Source organism: Streptomyces sp. NPDC059668 (assembly GCF_042734135.1).
GTDB lineage: Bacteria > Actinomycetota > Actinomycetes > Streptomycetales > Streptomycetaceae > Streptomyces.
Genome location: NZ_JBHWEL010000071.1, coordinates 29,435 through 46,564, shown reverse-complemented (window position 1 = coordinate 46,564; position 17,130 = coordinate 29,435). Strand labels below are relative to the sequence as shown.

Genomic DNA, 17,130 nt, shown 5'->3' with positions numbered 1-17,130 from the left:
CGCCCCCGCCCGCCCGCCCGCGCGCCCCCCCCCGCCCGCCCGCGGCCGCGCCCCCGGCCGCCGCGGCCGCCTGGCGCCGGGCGCACGCGTCCCGCCGCGCCTCGGCGGTCGCCCACCGCGCCGGCGCGGCCCTGGCCCGCTGTGAGGGCGCCCGCACACCGCTGCTGACCACCGCCCAGGCCCCCGAGCCGCTCACCGTCCGTGAACAGGAGGTCGCGCTGCTCGCCTCGGCCGGCAACACCAGTAAGGACATCGCCGAGATCCTGGCCCTGTCGGTGCGCACCGTCGACAACCACCTCCAGCGCGCCTACGCCAAACTCGGCGTCACCACCCGGCGCGAACTGGCCCGGACGCTCAGGGCGGTGCCCCCGGACGCGTCCGCGCGTCGCACGCGCCGTCCGTCCTAGGTGTATTGGCCCGCGGGGTCGTCGACGCGGGTGATGGGCGGGCGTCCGTCGCGTGCGGTGTGGCGGCGAGCCGGGCGTCCGGCGGCGGACGCGGGCGCTCAGGACGGTACGGGCGCGCCCTTGAGCCGCGCGGCGACCGTCCGCAGAAGCTGGTCGGAGAGCTCGGGGTCGGCGACCGCCCGTGACATCAGCAGCGCGCCGACCATCGCACTCAGCGTGAGCATGGCGTCCGCCCGCGCCTCGTCGGAATCGTCGTCGTCCGCCGTCCCGCTGATGAGCTCCAGATAGCTCAGCACCTGCTTTTCGTACGCCTCCTTCATCTCCGCCTCGCCGCGTCCCGCCGCGGCGCCGAGCGTCACCACCGCGCAGCCCGTCCCCGGGGCGTCACGGTGGCGGGCGCTGAGATAGGAGTCGATCAGTCCGGTGCGGGGCTCCTCGCGGTTGCGGCGGGCGGCCCGCGCCATCTTGGTCTCACCGTCGACCAGGGCGAGAGCGGCGGCCTGCCGCATCAGGTCGTCCCGCGAGGAGAAGTGCTTGTAGAACCCGCCGTGGGTCAGCCCGGCCTCGTTCATCAGCTCCGCGACGCCCGGGCGGGTCAGCCCCTCCTCGCGGATGCGCCGGGCGGTGATCCGCAGGACCCGGTCACGCGACTCCGCCTTGGCTGCCTGGGAGTGACCCATGGGAAGACCTCCCGATCTACGACGGCGAGCTGCGCCGATCACATGTGGATGACGGACATCATATCCCCTGTCCGGATCGGCCGTCCGCGGCGGCGGCGCGGCGGCGCCGCGGACGTCATCGGGCGCGCTCCCAGACGAGGACCCCCGTACGGCGGGCACCCCGGATCAGGACGGGCTCGACCAGGGACAGCCGGAGTCGGTCACCGTCCCGGTCGGCGACCCGGGCCTGGGTGGTGCCCACCCAGTTGGGGAACAGGCTGACCTCGACGTGGTGGAGCACGAGGTCGTCCTCGGGAACCTCGTAGGTCCCGCCGTAGGCCAGGTAGCCGAGGGCCGCCGTGGCCAGTTCCCCGGGCAGCCCCTCCTCGAGACGCTCCCGCCGGAACCGGGGCCGCAGCGGATGCATGATCTGGGCCGTCATGTGACCACCGGGTGTGTACGTGATGAGGCCCCGGGGCCGCGGGCCGAAGGGCTCGACGACCTCTCCGTCGTCGACGGCGGTGGCCCGGTACGACACCAGGCGCCAGGCGCCGACGAGGTTCTCGCGCAGTTCATCGGGGTTCATGGGGTTCCTTACCGGTCTCGGTCCTCGACGCTCCGTGCCGTCCCCGTACGAGAGGGCGCGGAGGTCCGGCCTGTGAAATGTGGATGATAGTCATCATACAGATGGGCTGTGCGGGGTACCTCACCTTGACATTCTGGATGATGCTCACCATCCTGAATGAGGATGATGCAAGTCATCCAGAGTAGAGCGGGAAATACGAGAAGGACGCACCATGACGGACATCTACGACCCCACCCGCACCGCGGTTCTGCTGGTCGATCCCTACAACGACTTCCTGTCGGAGGGCGGCAAGATCTGGCCCGCCGTCCGGCAGGTGGCCACGGACGTCGGTCTGCTGGACAACCTGCGCGCCGTCGTCGCCGCGGGACGCCGGGCGGAGCTGCTGGTCGCCTTCGTCCCCCACCGCCGCTGGCAGGAGGGCGACTACGAGGACTGGGACCACCCCAACCCCACGCAGCGTCTCGTGCAGGAGCGCCACAGTTTCGCGCGGGGCACCTGGGGCGGCGAGTTCCACCAGGATCTCCAGCCCTCGGACGGTGACGTGATCGTGCAGGAGCACTGGGCGCAGAGCGGCTTCGCCAACACCGATCTGGACTTCCGGCTCAAGCAGCACGGCATCACCCATGTGATCGTCGTCGGCCTGCTCGCCAACACCTGCATCGAGTCCACCAGCCGTTACGCGATGGAGCTCGGCTACCACGTGACCCTCGTCCGCGACGCCACCGCCGCGTTCAAGCCCGAGATGATGCACGCCGCCCACGAACTCAACGGACCCACCTACGCCCACACCATCACCACCACCGCGGAACTCCTGCGGACGCTGGAGAACGGAGAGCACTGAGATGACTCTGACCGGACACATGCTGATCGGCTCGTCGGACGTCCCGGCGTCCACCGGCACGATGAAGGCCCTCGACCCCGCGACGGGGGAGTACATCGGACCCGAGTTCGCGTTCGGCGGGCCGGCCGAGGTCGACCGTGCCGCGCGCCTGGCCGACGAGGCCTTCGACAGCTACCACAGCACCGGACCGAGGGAACGTGCCGCGTTCCTCGACCTGATCGCGGACAGGCTGGACGGGATCAACCGGGAACTCGCCGAGCGGGCGGCCCTGGAGACCGGCCTGCCCGTGGCGCAACTCCAGGGGGAGACGGCCAAGGCCGCCTCGCAGTTCCGGCAGTTCGCCGACGTGGTCCGCGCGGGCCGCTTCCGCGGCGCCGCCATCGACCCGGCGCAGCCCGAGCGGCAGCCGCGGCCGCGGATGGACCACCGACTTCAGAAGATCGCCATCGGACCGGTCGCCGTCTTCGGCGCGAGCAACTTCCCCGTCTCGTACTCCGTCGCCGGCGGCGACACCGCCTCCGCGCTGGCGGCGGGCGCCCCGGTCGTCCTCAAGGCCCACAACGCCCACCCGGGCGCGTCGGAGCTCCAGGCGCGCGCCATCCGCGGCGCGGTCGCCGACTCGGGGCTGCACGACGGGGTGTTCTCCATGGTGCGGGGCGCGGGCAACGAGATCGGTGAGGCGCTCGTGGACCACCCGCTGATCAAGGCGGTGACCTTCACCGGATCCGAGCGCGGTGGCATGGCGCTGTACCGGCGGGCCCAGCTCCGTCCGGACCCGATCCCGGTCTTCGCCGAGATGACCAGCGTCAACCCCACCTTCGTCCTGCCCGCGGCACTCGCGGCGCGCGGCGCCGAGACCGGCGACGGGTTCGCCGAGCGCATGCTCGTCAACGTCGGCCAGGCCTGCCTGAAGCCGGCCGTCCTGCTCGCCGTCGACGGCCCGGGCTACGCCGAGATGCGGGAGGCGGCCGCGGCACGGGTGAACGCCATGGGCGCGCGCACCATGCTGACCCCCGGCATCCACGACGCCTACGACCAGGGCGCGCGGCGGCTGCGCGAGTCCGGCGCCGAGACCCTCACCGAGGGCCCGGCGCCCCAGGGCCCCTGGGAGGGCCGCTCGCGGCTGCTGGAGGTCGACGGGGAGCGGTTCCTGTCGGATCCCGGCCTGGCCGAGGAGGTGTTCGGACCGGCGGCGCTCCTGGTACGTCTGACCGACATGGCCCAACTCCTGGAGGTGGCCCGGACCTTCCGCGGTCAGCTGTCGGCGACGATGCACCTCGACGAGGCCGATCACGGTGACGCGGCACGACTGCTGCCGATCCTGGAACGGCGTACCGGCAGGATCGTGGTGAACGCCTTCGCCCACCCGCAGGAGGTCGCAGACGCGACCATCCACGGCGGTCCGTTCCCGGCCACCACGGACAGCCGCTTCACCTCGGTCGGTATGACGTCCATCGACCGTTTCCTGCGACCCGTCACCTACCAGGGCTTCCCCGACGCGCTGCTGCCGGACGCGCTGGCCGCGGGCAACCCCCTGGGGCTGTGGCGTCTGGTCGACGGCCACCTCACCCAGGACTGACACGCCCCGCCGTGCCGGTCGCTCCACGAGCGGCCGGCCGGGGCCCGGTCCCACTCGACGACGTGTCCGGTGCACACGGGCACCGGCGGGCTGTCCCGTCCGGCCGCTTCGAGCGGCGGTTTCGCGGCCGTCGTCGTCCCGCCGGCGCGGATCGTGCCGACCGCGGCCGTGGCTCGCTCCCGCGTTCCGCGGGCCGGGGGCGTCCTGCGCGTGGTCGCCGGGGATCCGGTGGTCGGACGCGGACCGCCCGCGCCCCCGCCGATCCCCGAGTCGCCGCGCCGATCCGCGAGCCGCCGGGTCGGCCGCGAGCCGCGGCCGGTCGTCGCGGACGCCGGGCGGGCGTGGCTCCCTACGGCGCGGACGTACGGCGGGCGCGGCTCGCCACGTCGGTGAGGAGCCGACGCTCTCCGCGCCGACCCACCGCGACGTGCACGGTACCGGCGACGGACGTGCCGTGCGGGTCCGGCCGAGGCGCTGCCCGCCGATCCGGCCCGCGGTGTCGTCCCGGTCTCCAGCGGCGCGTCGAGCGTCCCGGAGGCGTTCTCCCTCGGCGGGCGTGCCTGAGGACGAGGCCGCGCGGTCTCAAGAAGCCGTTGTCCCCCCTCGTTTCGGCGTCCGGAGTGGTCGGTACCGACCTTCGCGGGCGGCCCGAAGCGGGGCCGGACGACGGCCTCTTTGCCGTCGAATCGCCTCATGTGCAGGTCAGAGGCCACTTTTGACGCGTGTTCAGTCCGTTCCGGGCCGCGTTCCGGGCCGGCCGGACCGTCGCCCCGTACGCCCAATCGGATTCCAGACTTCAGATTTCCCGCGTGTCTAATACGGAAGATAAAGGGATTATCGGTAATTTCGATCACAGATCGGCTGCTTGGCCGACGTCTCAGAGATAGGGAAGAGTGACATGACCACGCGCAACATTGCCGTGACTGCCGCCGTTGCGGCCGCTACGGCCCTCGTCGCCACGGGCGTCACCTACGCCTCGGCCACTGCAGCCCCTTCGGCTACGCCCACCGTCAACCAGATCGCCCCGTCGGGCGGCGACAACGGGCAGTCGAAGGGCAAGGAAGGGAACATCCAGTCGAAGGGCAACGAAGGAGGAGGTGGCGGCGGCGGCCGTGGTGGCCGTCGTCACTACGAGGGCCGGATCGACTTCAACGAGCGTTCGTACTCGGCTCGCTCGTGGGGCTGCATCACCGTGGTGAGCGGTCTCGGCTCCCGTAGCTTCAACGTCCGTAACGACAGCCACAAGACCGTCGAGGTCTTCCGTGGCGCGACCTGCGACAACGGTTCGCCGCTCGCGACGGTCGGCCCGTGGAGCAGCAGCAACGGGATCGTGCCCTTCCGCGTCCACGGTGGCGTGAAGGTCAGGGACGGCGTCGTGGGCAGCTTCCGCGTCGTCGAGGACCACCACGGTGGTGGCTACGGCGGTGGCTACGGTGGCGGCGACCGCGGTGGCGACGGTGGTGGCTACGGTGGCGGTGACCGCGGTGGCGACGGTGGTGGCTACGGCGGCGGTGACCGCGGTGGCGACGACGGTGGCTACGGCGGCGGCGACCGCGACTAGTCCCCACTGGGCGACGTCCGCACCGCATGGAGAACCCGGCCCGCTGCAATCGGGCCGGGTTCTCCGGCATGTCCACCGGGACCCCGGTGATCGCCGGACGGCAGATCAGGGGTCGCGGCGACGTGGGGCGTTGAGGACGGCCACGCAGGCGATGTCGTCGTCGAGGCTGCCGTCGCTGTGGAGTACGAGGGCTTGGTGGAGGGCCCGCAGGAGCGCGGAGGGAGAGACGGCGGATGTGCGCGCCGTCCATGTGGTGAGGGGGAAGAAGGCGCCGTCGGCGTCGCGGGTTTCGCTGACGCCGTCGGTGTAGAGCAGGAGCAGGTCGCCGCGGGTGAAGGGGACCCGTTCGACGTGGTAGTCGCGGCCGATGAGCGCGGCGAGGTTGACCGGGGGCGAGGGCGCCGTGGGTTCCAGGGCCAGGGCGGCGCCGTCGCGGATGAGGAGGGGCGGCGGGTGCCCGCAGGTGAGGACCGAGACGTGCGTGCCGGTCCGCGGGAACTCGACGATGACGGCTGTGGCGAAACGCTCCGGGGTGTCCTCGTCGGGGACGGCGATGTCGTACCGGGTGAGTGTGGTGTCCAGGCGGTGCGCGAGCTGCGACAGGTCGGCGCACTCGTAGGCGGCTTCGTGGAAGGAGCCGAGAATGGCGGCGGCGACACCGACGGCGCGCAGGCCCTTGCCGCGGACGTCCCCGAGGATGAGGCGCAGGCCGTGAGGGGTGTCGGCGGCGGCGTAGAAGTCTCCGCCGATACGGGCCTGCGGTGCCGCGGCGAGGTAGAGGGTGGCGATCTCCAGATTCCTGACCCGGGCGGGAACCGGTCTGAGCAGGACCTCCTGGGTGGCGTCGGCCACCGCGCGGACCTGGGCGAGGGTGTGTTCGCGTTGGAGACGCAGATGGCTGGCGTAGACGGCGGCCAGCGTGACGGCACCGATCGCGCCCGCCGTGTACAGGGTCGTCATGTCGGAGAGGGCGATGGCATATCCGACGACGGGGAGCAGGCAGATCACGCCCAGGGCGAGGGTGGCTCGGACCGGCCAGACCGACGCGGCCAGCGCGGGTGCTGCCGGAAGCAGCCGGCTGAAGGGGACGTCGTGCGGTGTGAGGACGGACAGGAAGCCGATCACGGCCGTCAGCGCGATGGGGGACAGCAGTACCGGATCCCGACGTCTCAGGTCGATCCATGCCGTCTGATATCTACTCAGATCACCCATGGCTGGATGGTAGGCGATTCTTGATCGTCTTCCGGTGGGCCCTTCGGCACCCCCGTCGCACCATGCGTGCGTTCCCGCGCGTCACGCGTACGTATCCGCGCCCGGCGTCGCGCGATCGCCTTCAGGCGTCGGAGTTTCACGTCCCGCGGCGGTCGGGTGGGCGAGGGTGCGTGCGGTCGCGGGCTCGCCCTCGGTGGCGGCCGCACGGGCCGACGCCGGCGGCAGGCGCGGTCGGACACGGACCTCGGGGGCGTCGTCCGCCCAGGCCGCCGTCCGGCCGGACCGCACGTCGAGCGCCTCGCCCGACCCGGCGTCAGGCAGGACCTCGTACGCGGCCCGCACTCCGCCGCCGCTCCGGTCGTCGCGCGGGGCTCCTGCGCGTCCACGAGCCGGGCGGGGGCCGGGATCGCCCCGGTGCGCGGGGTGAGGTCCGTCACCGGAGCCACGTCCGGTACCGACACCATGGTGGGGGACCGCGACGGTCAGTGGGACGACCTGTCGGGCAACTCGGCCCGTTCCGGCGGCCGTTGGCTGTGGGGGCGGAGGAGCGGGGCGTCCCGGAGCCAGACGGGTCGCAGGGCGGCGAGCAGCAGGCAAGCGAACGCCATCGCACTCCACAGGCCCACTGGTCCGGTGTGTTCGAGCAGTTGAGTTCCCGTCAGCGGGGCGGCGACACCCGCGATGCCCCAACTGGTGCCGTAGACCGCCAGATAGCGCCCTTCGCCACCGGGCGGCGCCAGGCCGGCCACGACAGCGTAGGCGCGGCCGACGAGGAGCAGGTCGCCCACACTCCACACCACCGTCGACGCCAGGTAGGCGAACAAGTTGTGGGCGAAGCCGTATCCGGCCAGGCCCAGTGCCAGCAGCAGATGGCCGACCGTGAAGGCGACGGGCGCGGAGAGGACCGGGAGCCGCCTCCATCGCGTCAGCGGCTGTCCCGCGGTGATGGTGAGTGCGGACGCGGTGAACAACAGACCGGCGTCGGCGGGGTCCAGTCCTTCGTGATCCAGGGCGAGCGGGAGCGTGATCATGATCTGGAGGTAGATCACGGCGAACGTCGTCCCGGCCGCGAGCATGCGGAGCAACGCGCGATCGCGCCACGGGGTGACGGCGGGCGCCCGCCCGGTGGTCACCGCAGCGACGCGAGAGTCCGCGGGGAGGAGCAGTCGCACGGTGAGGGCGCAGAGCAGGCATGTGGCGGCGTCGACGACGAACAGCAGGCGCAGGTCCCAGTGGCCCACGGCCGCCGCCAGAAGCCCCGCGCCCATGCCCGCCGCCGCCAGCGCCGCGTTCAGCAGGCCGTAGGCGCGGACCTGGTCGTCCGGCGCCACGACGTCGGCGATCATCGCCTGGCTCGGGGGTTCGTAGAGCTCGAAGACGAGGCCCAGCAGCACGGCCCAGCAGACGGCCGCCGTGAGGCTGTCGGCGGCGGCGAGCCCCAGTTGCGCCACCGCGCACCCGGTCAGACCCAGCACGATCGTGCGGCGTCGGCCGATCCGGTCGGCCAGTCGCCCGCCGGCCAGCCGGGAGGGGATCGTGGCGACGCCGAAGGCGGCACTCACCCCTCCGGCGACCACGGCGCCGGCCCCGAACCTCGTCGTGACGAGCACGGTGAGGAAGGAGAGGGAGAACGCTCCCAGCCGGTTCACCGCTCGCGCCACGACCAACAGCCGCACCGCTCGCGGCAACCGCGTCCCGCCCCGCACCAGATCTCACCCCGCCGTCGTAACCGACGAATCGACTATCGTCGGTGATGCCAGGACGCTAGAAGGGGAAGGAGTGACCAGTCAAGTGATGTTCGATGGTCACGTGGGGACGCTGCTCGATGTTTCCGTCTCGCTCGTGAACGCGCTGACCGACGGCGCCCGGCAAGGCCGTCCCTACACCGCCCCGCAGGGCGACCGGCTCCCTGGAGCCGTTCATGACGCGTTGCCGCCCGCTGCCGACCGTGCCGAGGTCGAGCCGGAGCACGCGCTCCATCTCGCCCGGACGGCCCGGCGGATGCGGGAGGTGTTCGACGCCGTCGACCGTGGTGGCACCGACCGGGCCGCGGAGCTCGTCAACGTCCTGCTGCGCACCAGCGGGGCCCGCCCCCAACTCGACCGCGTGGACGGCGAACCCTGGCAGGTTCACTTCCACGGCGCCGACGACAGCCTCTCCGTGGGGTGGACCGCCGGATGCGCCACCGCCCTCGCGCTGGCCATCGGCAGCGACCTCGCCGGCCGCCTCGGGGTCTGCGCGGCGCCGGTGTGCGACCGCGTCTACGTCGACAACTCCCGTAACGCCGTACGCCACTTCTGCTCGGACGCGTGCCGCGGCCGGGTCAAGGCGGCGGCCTTCCGCTCCCGCAAGGCGGCTCAGGGCTGAGATCCCCGGGATCTCCGCAAGGTTCTCCGACGGTGCGTCGACCGACGCGACCGAAGAAAACCATTGGTACGGCGCCGCTGCGCGCCACTACCGTGCTGCCGAACCGAGTCGTCCGGGGAAGGACGTGCCGTTGTACACCCTGTGAGACCTCCCGAGCGCTGAATCGTCGCGCGTCGCGCAAGTGCGCGCCGTGCTCCTTCCTGCTGCGGACTTCTCACTGAAACCGGTGTACTTCTGTGCTCGACAACTGGGTGGTCATGCCCACCTGCCTGCCGCTCGTCCTCCGCCGTTGTCACGCGTGCGCGTCCGAGCGTTTCCGGGCGAACGGCAAATTCCGTGTCAACGCCCACCACAAGCTCATCGACGCCTGGCTCCTCGCGCTCTGTACCGCGTGCGGGGAAACCACGAAGCTCACGGTCCTGGAGCGGATGAACGTGCGCTCCGTACGACCTGAGCTGCTGGACCGGCTGCACGACAACGACCCCGCTCTGGCAGCCGAGTTGCTCCAGGACCCGGCCGTTCGGCGGCGCAATCGCGTCGCCCTCGACTGGGACGGCGCCTGGCGCCTCGACACCCGCGGATCGGATCACCTGGACCGCGAGGTGATCGACGTCTCGGTCCGTTTCGCGGCGCGCATCCCCGTCCGGCCGGTGCGGCTGATCGCCGAGGGCTGCCGTCTTTCGCGGGCCGAGGCCGGGAGACTGGTCGCGGAGGGCCGACTCGTGTCGGCGGTCCGGCTGAGCGGCAAGCTCTCCGGCGACTTCACCTTCACGCTCAAGCGCTGAGCCCCCCCGGGGGATCAGGGGCCTGTCCGGCGAGTTCCGCCGGACAGGCCCGAGGCCGGGCCGTGCGGGTCAGCCGCCCTGACCGGCACCGCCCACCGGGCCGACCCTCACCGGGGAGTTGGCGCTGTCCGTGACGGGTAGCGTGGCGGCGTCCGGCCAGGCGAGGGTGACGGTCTCCGTCTCGTTCGGCGGGCTCACCAGCAGCCCTGTGACGCGGACGCCGGTGCCGCCCGACCTGTTGACCGGGCAGTCGATGCCGAAGGCCGTCGACTCCCTGTTCATGAGGACGGGCCGGCCGCCGTGCCCTTCCCGTCGGCACTCGTCCCGTTCGAGCTCGTTCCACCGGAGTCCGCCCCGGCGGAGGTCCTGCCGCCGCCCCGATCCGAGCTGCCGCACCCGTCCGCCGCCGTCGTCGGGCCGGGAACCAGGGCGCGGACGCGGTGTGCCGCGCCGTGCCGCCGGCCGGTCCGGACGGCGGTTGCCGCCACCGTTCCGCGCCCGTCCGTGACCGCCGTCAGGAGCTGGTGAGAATGACCAGTTGGCGGGTCGCCCGGGTCATCGCGACATAGCGGTCGACCGCACCTTCGACACCTTCGCCGAACGCGACCGGGTCGACGAGCACGACCAGGTCGAACTCGAGTCCCTTCGACAGCTCCGGAGTCAGCGACCGGACACGGGACGTCGCCCGGAAGGCGGGAGCGCCGATGACACAGGCGGTCCCCTCGGCGTGCGCGGCGAGCCAGGTGCCGAGGACCGAGTCCAGATCCGCGGCGGATCCGTGGACGACGGGGATTCCGCTGCTGCGGACGGATGTCGGCACGTTGGCGTCCGGGAGCACGGCTCGGACGACCGGCTCGGCCTCCGCCATGATCTCCTCCGGCGTCCGGTAGTTGACGCTCAGGGAGGTCACGTCGATCCGGTCGAGCCCGACCCGTTCGAGCCGTTCGCGCCACGACTCGGTGAACCCGTGCCGGGCCTGGGCGCGGTCCCCGACGATGGTGAAGCTCAGGGACGGGCAGCGGAGCAGCAGCATCTGCCACTCGGCGTCGGTCAGTTCCTGAGCCTCGTCCACGACGATGTGCGCGAACGGACCGGCGAAGGGTTCCGGGCCGGTGCCGGGCCGCGCGGTCTCGTCGATCAGGGTGTCCTGGAGGTCGCGTCCGCGCAGCATTCCCATCGCGCCCTCGCTCTCGTCGATCACGACGTTCTCCAGCAGGCTGTCGATGACGTCGGCCCTGCGCGCGCGTTCGGCGGCGACCGACGCCTCGTGGCGGCGCCTGCGCAGCGACGCCTCCGGGTCGCCGAGCCGCTGCCGTGCCGCGTCCAGGAGCGGCAGGTCGGACACCGTCCAGGCCTGGGCGTCCGCGCGCCGCAGCTTCCGTACGTCGTCGGGCCCGAGCCAGGGCGCGCACAGCCGCAGGTAGGCGGGTACCGACCACAGGTCCCCGACGACATCGGCCGCTTCGAGCAGCGGCCACGCGCGGTCGAGCGTCCCGACCAGCTCCTCGTCCCGCAGCAGCGCCCTGCGGAGCGGATCGGACGGGACGTCGCCGTCGTGCCTGTCCGCCAGGATCGAGAGCAGTTCCTCCAGGATCAGGTCCCGCGCCTCGTTGTGCGGAGTGCCCGGCCCCGGTGCGTCGAAGGCCTCGGCCCAGTCGTCGGCGCTCAGCCGGACGTCGGACCAGGGGGTCGTCACCGTCATCCCGTGGGCGGGCGGCGTCTCGTAGAACCTGACGGCCGTCTCGATCGCCTTCACCATGTCCGCCGACGACTTCAGGCGGACCGTCTCCGGGTCGGCCTCGGCCTTCGCCCCGGCGCCCTCGGGGACGAGGTCGCGCAGGGTGCAGGTCTGTACGCCCTCCTCTCCGAGGCTGGGGAGGACGTCGGCGACGTAGGCCAGGTAGGGCTGGTGCGGACCGACGAACAGCACGCCGCCACGACGGTGACCGAGGCGGGGGTCGGAGTAGAGGAGGTAGGCGGAGCGGTGCAGGGCGACGACGGTCTTCCCCGTACCGGGACCGCCGTCCACGACGAGGGCGCCACGGGACCCCGCCCGGATGATGGCGTCCTGGTCGGCCTGGATGGTGGCGAGCACGTCCCGCATCCGGGGCGACCGGTGGGCGCCCAGGCCGGCGATGAAGGCTGACTGGTCGTCGAGCGCGGCATGCCCTTCGAGCCCCTGCGCGGTGAACACCTCGTCCCAGTAGTCGCCGATCCGGCCACGGGTCCAGCGGTACCTGCGGCGGCTCGCCAGACCCATCGGACGGGCGTGGGTCGCCGCGAAGAACGGCTCGGCCGCGGGGGAGCGCCAGTCCACCAGCAGCCGACACCCGCTGCTGTCGGTGAGACCGAGCCGTCCGATGTACATGCGCTCGGCGTCGCCCGCGCCGACGACATGTCCGAGGCACAGGTCGAGACCGAAACGGCGCAGGGTGCGCAGGCGGCCGGTCAGCCGGTGGATCTCCATGTCCCGTTCCATCGCCTCCCGCCCGATGCCGCCGGGCGCCCTGCGCAGGGCGTCGAGGCGGTCGGACAGATCGGAGACCGCCTGGTCGAGGCTCTCGGCGATGGCGGCGAAGTGCCGCTCGTCGTCGGCGATCAGTGCCGGGTCGGCCTTGGGCGAGAGGTGGCCGGGAAGGTCGAACGCGCTGGTGGTCAGGGAGGTCATGCCGTCAGCTCCGCTCCGCGGCCGCGCCCGCCGGGTGCGACGGCGCGCGCGCCCGCACCCCCGGCCGCCTCGACGCCGAGCGCTCGCGGCCGTGACCCCGGTGCGCGTCGCGCCGCCGGTTCGGCGCCCTCGGAGGGCTCATGCTCTGACAAAAGCGCACGCACTTCGTGAATCTCCTATTTCCGCAGCTTCCGGCCTTCGGCCAGTGATTCTGCGGCATGAAGGGGACCTTGCCGCAAGCCCCCCGGTGCGCTATATGTTGAGAGTGGCAAGGGACGGACATTCTCCCTTGCCCTTTTTGTTTTCCGTCTGAGGGACGGACCTCTCGCGGGACGGACCCCTCGCGAGACGGACCCTGCGCGGAACAGGCCTGCGCGGAACAGACCCTTCGTGAGACGGCGACGCGCCAGGCGCGGCGGCCTCGGCGGCACGGAACGGTCGGCAGGAGCGGTCGGCCGGAGCGGTCGGCCGGGACGTGTTCGAGCGGCAGGGGTCCTCCGTCCCGAGGGCGTCGGGGCCACCGGACCGTCGCCTTCCCTCTTCGCATGGCGATCCGTCACATCTCCTCTTCGTGTCGTGTGGCGCCCCGTCAGCTCTCCGCTCCGGGCTCTGCCGGCTGCCTGCGGAGGCCGTGCCGGCGGTGACAGGGAGGCGGTCCACGGGTACGTGGCGCGCCCGGCCAGGCCTGGGGCAGGGAGGCGATGGACGGCGTGGCGCCCCCCGAATCGGTCCGATGAGGCGTCAAGTGCGTCCGTTCGAGGCGGCTTTGGATACTCGGCGAGTGCGCTCTGAGCTGCGGAAATAGGGGCCGTACCCCCAATTGGCCGCCTTCTGCTGCGTCTCCGGCGTGCCTGATATTACATATAAAGAGATTATCGGTTCATTCAGTCACATAGTGGCTGTTTGGTCGACGACTCAGAGATTGGAAAGAGCCTCATGATCACGCGCAAAATTGCCATGACTGCAGGCGCAGCGGCCGCCGCGGCCCTCGTCGCCACGGGCGTCACGTACGCCTCGGCTCCCGAGGTCCCCTCGGCTGCCGCGGCCACCCCCACCGTCAACCAGGCCGCCCCCACGGGCGGTGACAGCGGACAGGCGAAGGAGAACGGAGCCGCCGCGGGCGGCGGGGCCAACGGAGCGGTCGCCGGCAACGGCGGCGACAACGGCGGCGGCCGCGGCGGCGACAACGGTGGCGGCCGTGGTGGCGACAACGGCGGTGGCCGTGGTGGCGACAACGGTGGCGGCCGTGGCGGCGACGAAGGTGGCCGTGGCGGCGACGAAGGTGGTCGCGGCGGCGACGACGAGGGTGGCCGCGACGGTGGCGGTCGTGACGGCGGCGGCCGCGGTGGCCGTGGCTACGAAGGGCGGATCGACTTCAACGAGCGGTCGTACTCCGCCCAGAGCTGGGGCTGCATCACCGTGGTGAGCGGTCTCGGTTCGCGTAGCTTCAACGTCCGCAACGACAGCCGCAGGACCGTCGAGGTCTTCCGTGGCGCGACGTGCGACAACGGTTCGCCCGTCGCCACGGTCGGCCCCTGGAGCACCACCAACGGCGTCGTGTCCCACTACGTCCACGGTGGCGTGAAGGTCCGCGACGGCGTCGTGGGCAGCTTCCGGGTGGTCCGGGACCGTCACGGCTGGTAACAACCACGCCAGCACATCATGGAGGACCCGGCCCGCTGCAATAGTGCCGGGTCCTCCGGCATGGACGGTGCGCACACGAACCACGACCGCGGCCCGTGCCGTTGAGGCGACGGACGCGCTCGGGGATGCTGGCGGGGTGAACGAATCCGGCGCCTTCCTGCTCGGACAGCTCCGTGCCCTGGAACCCGCGGTGCGCGCGGACGTCCTGCGCGTCCTGGACCGGGTGGTCCGGGACCTGCCCGCCCACTGGCGGCGCCGCAAGGGGGTGCCCCGGCTCATGGTGTCCCTCGACGGTCCGGCGGCCGTGCGGGTGGAGAGGATCAGCTTCGCGGAGATGTCCCGGCACGGCTACCTCGACGAGTTCAGCCGCTGGTCCGCGTCCGTCCCGGCCGCACGGGCCGACGCCCATGGGTGTGCCGCACTGGTGTACGGCGACCGTATCCACGCGAGGATCAACCGGATCGGTCCCTTCGGTTCGGCCTGGCACCTTCCGGACACCCGCGTAGACGTCCGCACCGTCCATCGGGATCTGCGCGTCAGCCCCACCTTCTCGCTCCCTTTCGAGGTCGAGGGCCGGCTCTTCCCGCGGCTCGTCTTCCCGCCGTGGGTGAGCGACACCCTCACCCACGCACGGCGAAGCTGACCGGACCGGAGGTCATGCGGCGAGATCCTGGTGGGGGAGGGGGCCGGTGACGAGCAGCCGTCGGTACCGCTCGGTGTGCTCGGCCAGTTCCCCGTCGCCGACACCGCGTGCGTCGTGGAGGACGAGCGGCCGGCCGAAGGTCATGCCCATGCGGTGAGCGGTCTGTTCCAGGGGACGGAGCAGTTCGGTCATGGTGAAGCGGTGGAAGGCGCCGGGCTGGTAGGCGTCGGCGACCCCGCCGGTCGACGTGACGACCAGCAGCGTCTTGCCGGTGAGCAGCCCACCGCTGTCGTAGGCGAAGCCGCGGGTCATGACCTCGTCCAGCCACTGCTTGAGGAAGCCGGGTACGGAGTACCAGTGCAGGGGGAACTGAAGCACGATCACGTCGTTCTCGCTGACCAGAGCCTGTTCGGCGGGGATGTCGAGGTGCCGGTCGGGATAGGCGGCGTACAGGTCGTGCAGGGTGACGTGGGCCAGCCCGCGGGCGGCGCCGGCCATGGCCCGGTTGATCCGTGACCGGGCGAGGTCCGGGTGGCCGAGCAGGACGAGGGTGCGGGGGGACAGGTCGGTCATGGTGTTCTCTCTCGGTTCGGTGCTTCGGTGGATTCACTGCCCGGCCGCCGGGGTCCTGTCGTCCGGATCATGTGGCGGGATGCGGGATGCGGGATGCGGGATGCGGGATGCGGGATGCGGGATGCGGGATGCGGGGCGCCGGGTGCTGCGGGGTGCCGGGCGCCGGGTGCGGGGCAGGCGTCGCGCCTTCGAGCCCCCTGATCCGAACGCCAGGCCCTAGCCTGAGGTGGGGTCGTCGTGGAGAGGCTGGAGTCGATGCCGCAACAGCAGGGCGCCGAGCGCCGGGTCGCGATCCTGGCCTTCGAGGGCGTCACGTTGATCGACGTCGCGGGCCCCGCCGACGTCTTCAGCCACGCGGGCCGGTACGGGCCGGGCTACGAGGTGAGCGTGGTGTCGCCGGACGGCGCGGACGTACGGACCTCCACCGGCCTCACGCTGCACGTCGAGTCCGCCGCGGCGGACCTCGGCCCCGCGCACACCGTGCTGGTGCCCGGTGCGTACGGCATGGTGGACCACCCCTTCGACGCCGGCCTGGTGGAAGCGGTCCGGCGGCTGACGGCCGGGGCGGAGCGGATCGCGTCGGTGTGCACGGGGGCGTTCCTGCTGGCCGAGGTGGGACTGCTCGACGGGCGCAGGGCCACGACGCACTGGCGGCAGGCGAAGGAGTTCGCGCGGCGTTACGAGCGGGTCGCGGTGGAGGCGGACGCCCTCTACGTGCGCGACGGCACCATCCTGACCTCGGCGGGAGTCAGCTCCGGCATCGACCTGGCCCTCGCCATGGTGGAGGACGACCGCGGCCCGCGGGTGGCACGGGACGTGGCGGAGGCCATGGTGGTGTTCATGCAGCGCCCCGGCGGGCTGTCCCAGTTCTCCGCGCCCTCCCGCCGCCACGTCGCCCGCGACCACCCGCTGCGCGCGGTGCTGGACGCCGTCGCGGCCGATCCCGGCCGTGACCACAGCGTCCCGGCCATGGCGGCCCTGGCGGCGGTCAGTGTCCGGCAGCTGACCCGCCTGTTCCATGACGAGATCGGAACGACTCCGGCCCGCTACGTCGAGATGGTCCGCCTGGAGACCGCCCAGGCTCAGCTCCAGGCCGGCCACACCGTCGCGGTGGCGGCGGCCCGGAGCGGATTCGGCAGCGCCGAGACCCTCCGCCGCGTGTTCACCAGCCGCCTCGGTGTCTCCCCGACCGCCTACCGCGATCACCTCGGCGTACCCTGACCGGCGCCGCGGCCATCCGCGTACGGGCGGCCGGCGCGCGGGTTCCGGCCGCTCCTCCTCGGGCGAGACCCCCTGAACGAGGTCCTCGGCGACGTACGGCACGACAGGTCTCCCTGACTCGCTGTCCTGATCCGGCCGATCCGTTGATCCGGTTGATCCGGCCGGTCCCGCCCGATCGGTCCCATCCGTGTGATCCGGCGACACCTCCGAGGCTGCCCGCCGCCCGCCTCCGGGTGAATGGATCTTTCTGCCGGGAGCACCACACATTCGGCCCGGGACGCTTTCCGAGGGGTGCACTATTTATTCCGTCACCTCAGTCTCGTGCCCTTTTGATGAGATTGGTTCTGTAACGGAACTATTCGTCACGGAAATCGCCGGGCGAAT

At 72.1% G+C, this 17,130-nt stretch carries 16 protein-coding genes; 9 read left to right on the top strand and 7 right to left on the bottom strand.

Going from position 1 to position 17,130, the window contains the following annotated elements; translation table 11 throughout:
• Positions 1-407, top strand: a 407-nt coding sequence (locus ACFV2J_RS34605; protein WP_385442382.1) for a helix-turn-helix transcriptional regulator, incomplete at its 5' end; no start/stop codon positions are given.
• Positions 408-505: 98 nt separating this feature from the next.
• Here the strand turns inward: ACFV2J_RS34605 and ACFV2J_RS34600 are convergent.
• Positions 506-1,087: a TetR/AcrR family transcriptional regulator gene (locus tag ACFV2J_RS34600; protein WP_385096667.1), complete on the bottom strand. Its 582-nt coding sequence runs from the start codon at positions 1,085-1,087 to the stop codon at positions 506-508.
• Between the two features lie 115 nt (positions 1,088-1,202).
• Complete coding sequence (locus ACFV2J_RS34595; RefSeq protein ID WP_385096665.1) at positions 1,203-1,652, bottom strand: lipocalin-like domain-containing protein; 450 nt, start codon at positions 1,650-1,652, stop codon at positions 1,203-1,205.
• 211 nt (positions 1,653-1,863) lie between these two features.
• Between ACFV2J_RS34595 and ACFV2J_RS34590 the strand changes: the two genes are divergently transcribed.
• From ACFV2J_RS34590 to ACFV2J_RS34580, 3 genes are all read left to right on the top strand, one after another.
• On the top strand, positions 1,864-2,493 hold the full coding sequence (locus ACFV2J_RS34590; protein ID WP_385096662.1) for an isochorismatase family cysteine hydrolase: 630 nt from the start codon (positions 1,864-1,866) through the stop codon (positions 2,491-2,493).
• 1 nt (position 2,494) lies between these two features.
• Positions 2,495-4,072: an aldehyde dehydrogenase (NADP(+)) gene (locus ACFV2J_RS34585; protein ID WP_385442378.1), complete on the top strand. Its 1,578-nt coding sequence runs from the start codon at positions 2,495-2,497 to the stop codon at positions 4,070-4,072.
• A gap of 898 nt (positions 4,073-4,970) precedes the next feature.
• Positions 4,971-5,633, top strand: coding sequence for a hypothetical protein (locus ACFV2J_RS34580; RefSeq protein WP_385442375.1), 663 nt, complete (start codon positions 4,971-4,973; stop codon positions 5,631-5,633).
• Positions 5,634-5,738: 105 nt separating this feature from the next.
• Here ACFV2J_RS34580 and ACFV2J_RS34575 read toward each other — a convergent pair whose 3' ends face one another.
• Together ACFV2J_RS34575 and ACFV2J_RS34570 are read right to left on the bottom strand one after the other, a co-directional pair.
• Positions 5,739-6,845 carry a PP2C family protein-serine/threonine phosphatase gene (locus ACFV2J_RS34575; protein ID WP_385442372.1) on the bottom strand — a complete coding sequence of 369 codons (1,107 nt, stop codon included), beginning with the start codon at positions 6,843-6,845 and terminating at the stop codon, positions 5,739-5,741.
• 482 nt (positions 6,846-7,327) lie between these two features.
• The gene (locus tag ACFV2J_RS34570) at positions 7,328-8,506 is read right to left on the bottom strand and encodes an MFS transporter (protein ID WP_385096619.1); all 1,179 of its coding nucleotides are present in this window, start codon (positions 8,504-8,506) and stop codon (positions 7,328-7,330) included.
• A gap of 118 nt (positions 8,507-8,624) precedes the next feature.
• Between ACFV2J_RS34570 and ACFV2J_RS34565 the strand changes: the two genes are divergently transcribed.
• The gene (locus ACFV2J_RS34565; protein WP_385096622.1) at positions 8,625-9,212 is read left to right on the top strand and encodes a CGNR zinc finger domain-containing protein; all 588 of its coding nucleotides are present in this window, start codon (positions 8,625-8,627) and stop codon (positions 9,210-9,212) included.
• Positions 9,213-9,448: 236 nt separating this feature from the next.
• On the top strand, positions 9,449-9,997 hold the full coding sequence (locus ACFV2J_RS34560; protein ID WP_385096624.1) for a DUF1062 domain-containing protein: 549 nt from the start codon (positions 9,449-9,451) through the stop codon (positions 9,995-9,997).
• A gap of 69 nt (positions 9,998-10,066) precedes the next feature.
• Here the strand turns inward: ACFV2J_RS34560 and ACFV2J_RS34555 are convergent, their stop codons facing one another.
• Both ACFV2J_RS34555 and helR read right to left on the bottom strand, forming a co-directional pair.
• Entirely contained in the window at positions 10,067-10,279 is a 213-nt protein-coding gene (locus ACFV2J_RS34555; RefSeq protein ID WP_385442368.1) for a hypothetical protein, read from the bottom strand.
• 232 nt (positions 10,280-10,511) lie between these two features.
• Positions 10,512-12,665, bottom strand: a complete 2,154-nt coding sequence (gene helR, locus ACFV2J_RS34550) for an RNA polymerase recycling motor ATPase HelR (RefSeq protein WP_385092735.1) — start codon at positions 12,663-12,665, stop codon at positions 10,512-10,514.
• 957 nt (positions 12,666-13,622) lie between these two features.
• On the opposite strand from helR, the gene ACFV2J_RS34545 reads away from it, so the two are divergent.
• Both ACFV2J_RS34545 and ACFV2J_RS34540 read left to right on the top strand, forming a co-directional pair.
• Positions 13,623-14,309, top strand: coding sequence for a hypothetical protein (locus ACFV2J_RS34545; protein WP_385092738.1), 687 nt, complete (start codon positions 13,623-13,625; stop codon positions 14,307-14,309).
• Between the two features lie 136 nt (positions 14,310-14,445).
• Positions 14,446-14,952, top strand: a complete 507-nt coding sequence (locus ACFV2J_RS34540) for a hypothetical protein (RefSeq protein WP_385092741.1) — start codon at positions 14,446-14,448, stop codon at positions 14,950-14,952.
• Positions 14,953-14,964: 12 nt separating this feature from the next.
• Here the strand turns inward: ACFV2J_RS34540 and ACFV2J_RS34535 are convergent, their stop codons facing one another.
• Positions 14,965-15,525: an NAD(P)H-dependent oxidoreductase gene (locus ACFV2J_RS34535; RefSeq protein WP_385092744.1), complete on the bottom strand. Its 561-nt coding sequence runs from the start codon at positions 15,523-15,525 to the stop codon at positions 14,965-14,967.
• 237 nt (positions 15,526-15,762) lie between these two features.
• Here ACFV2J_RS34535 and ACFV2J_RS34530 point away from each other — a divergent pair, with 237 nt between their 5' ends.
• A complete protein-coding gene (locus ACFV2J_RS34530) occupies positions 15,763-16,746 on the top strand; it encodes a GlxA family transcriptional regulator (protein WP_385092747.1) in 984 nt (327 codons plus the stop codon).
• Positions 16,747-17,130: the final 384 nt, after the last annotated feature.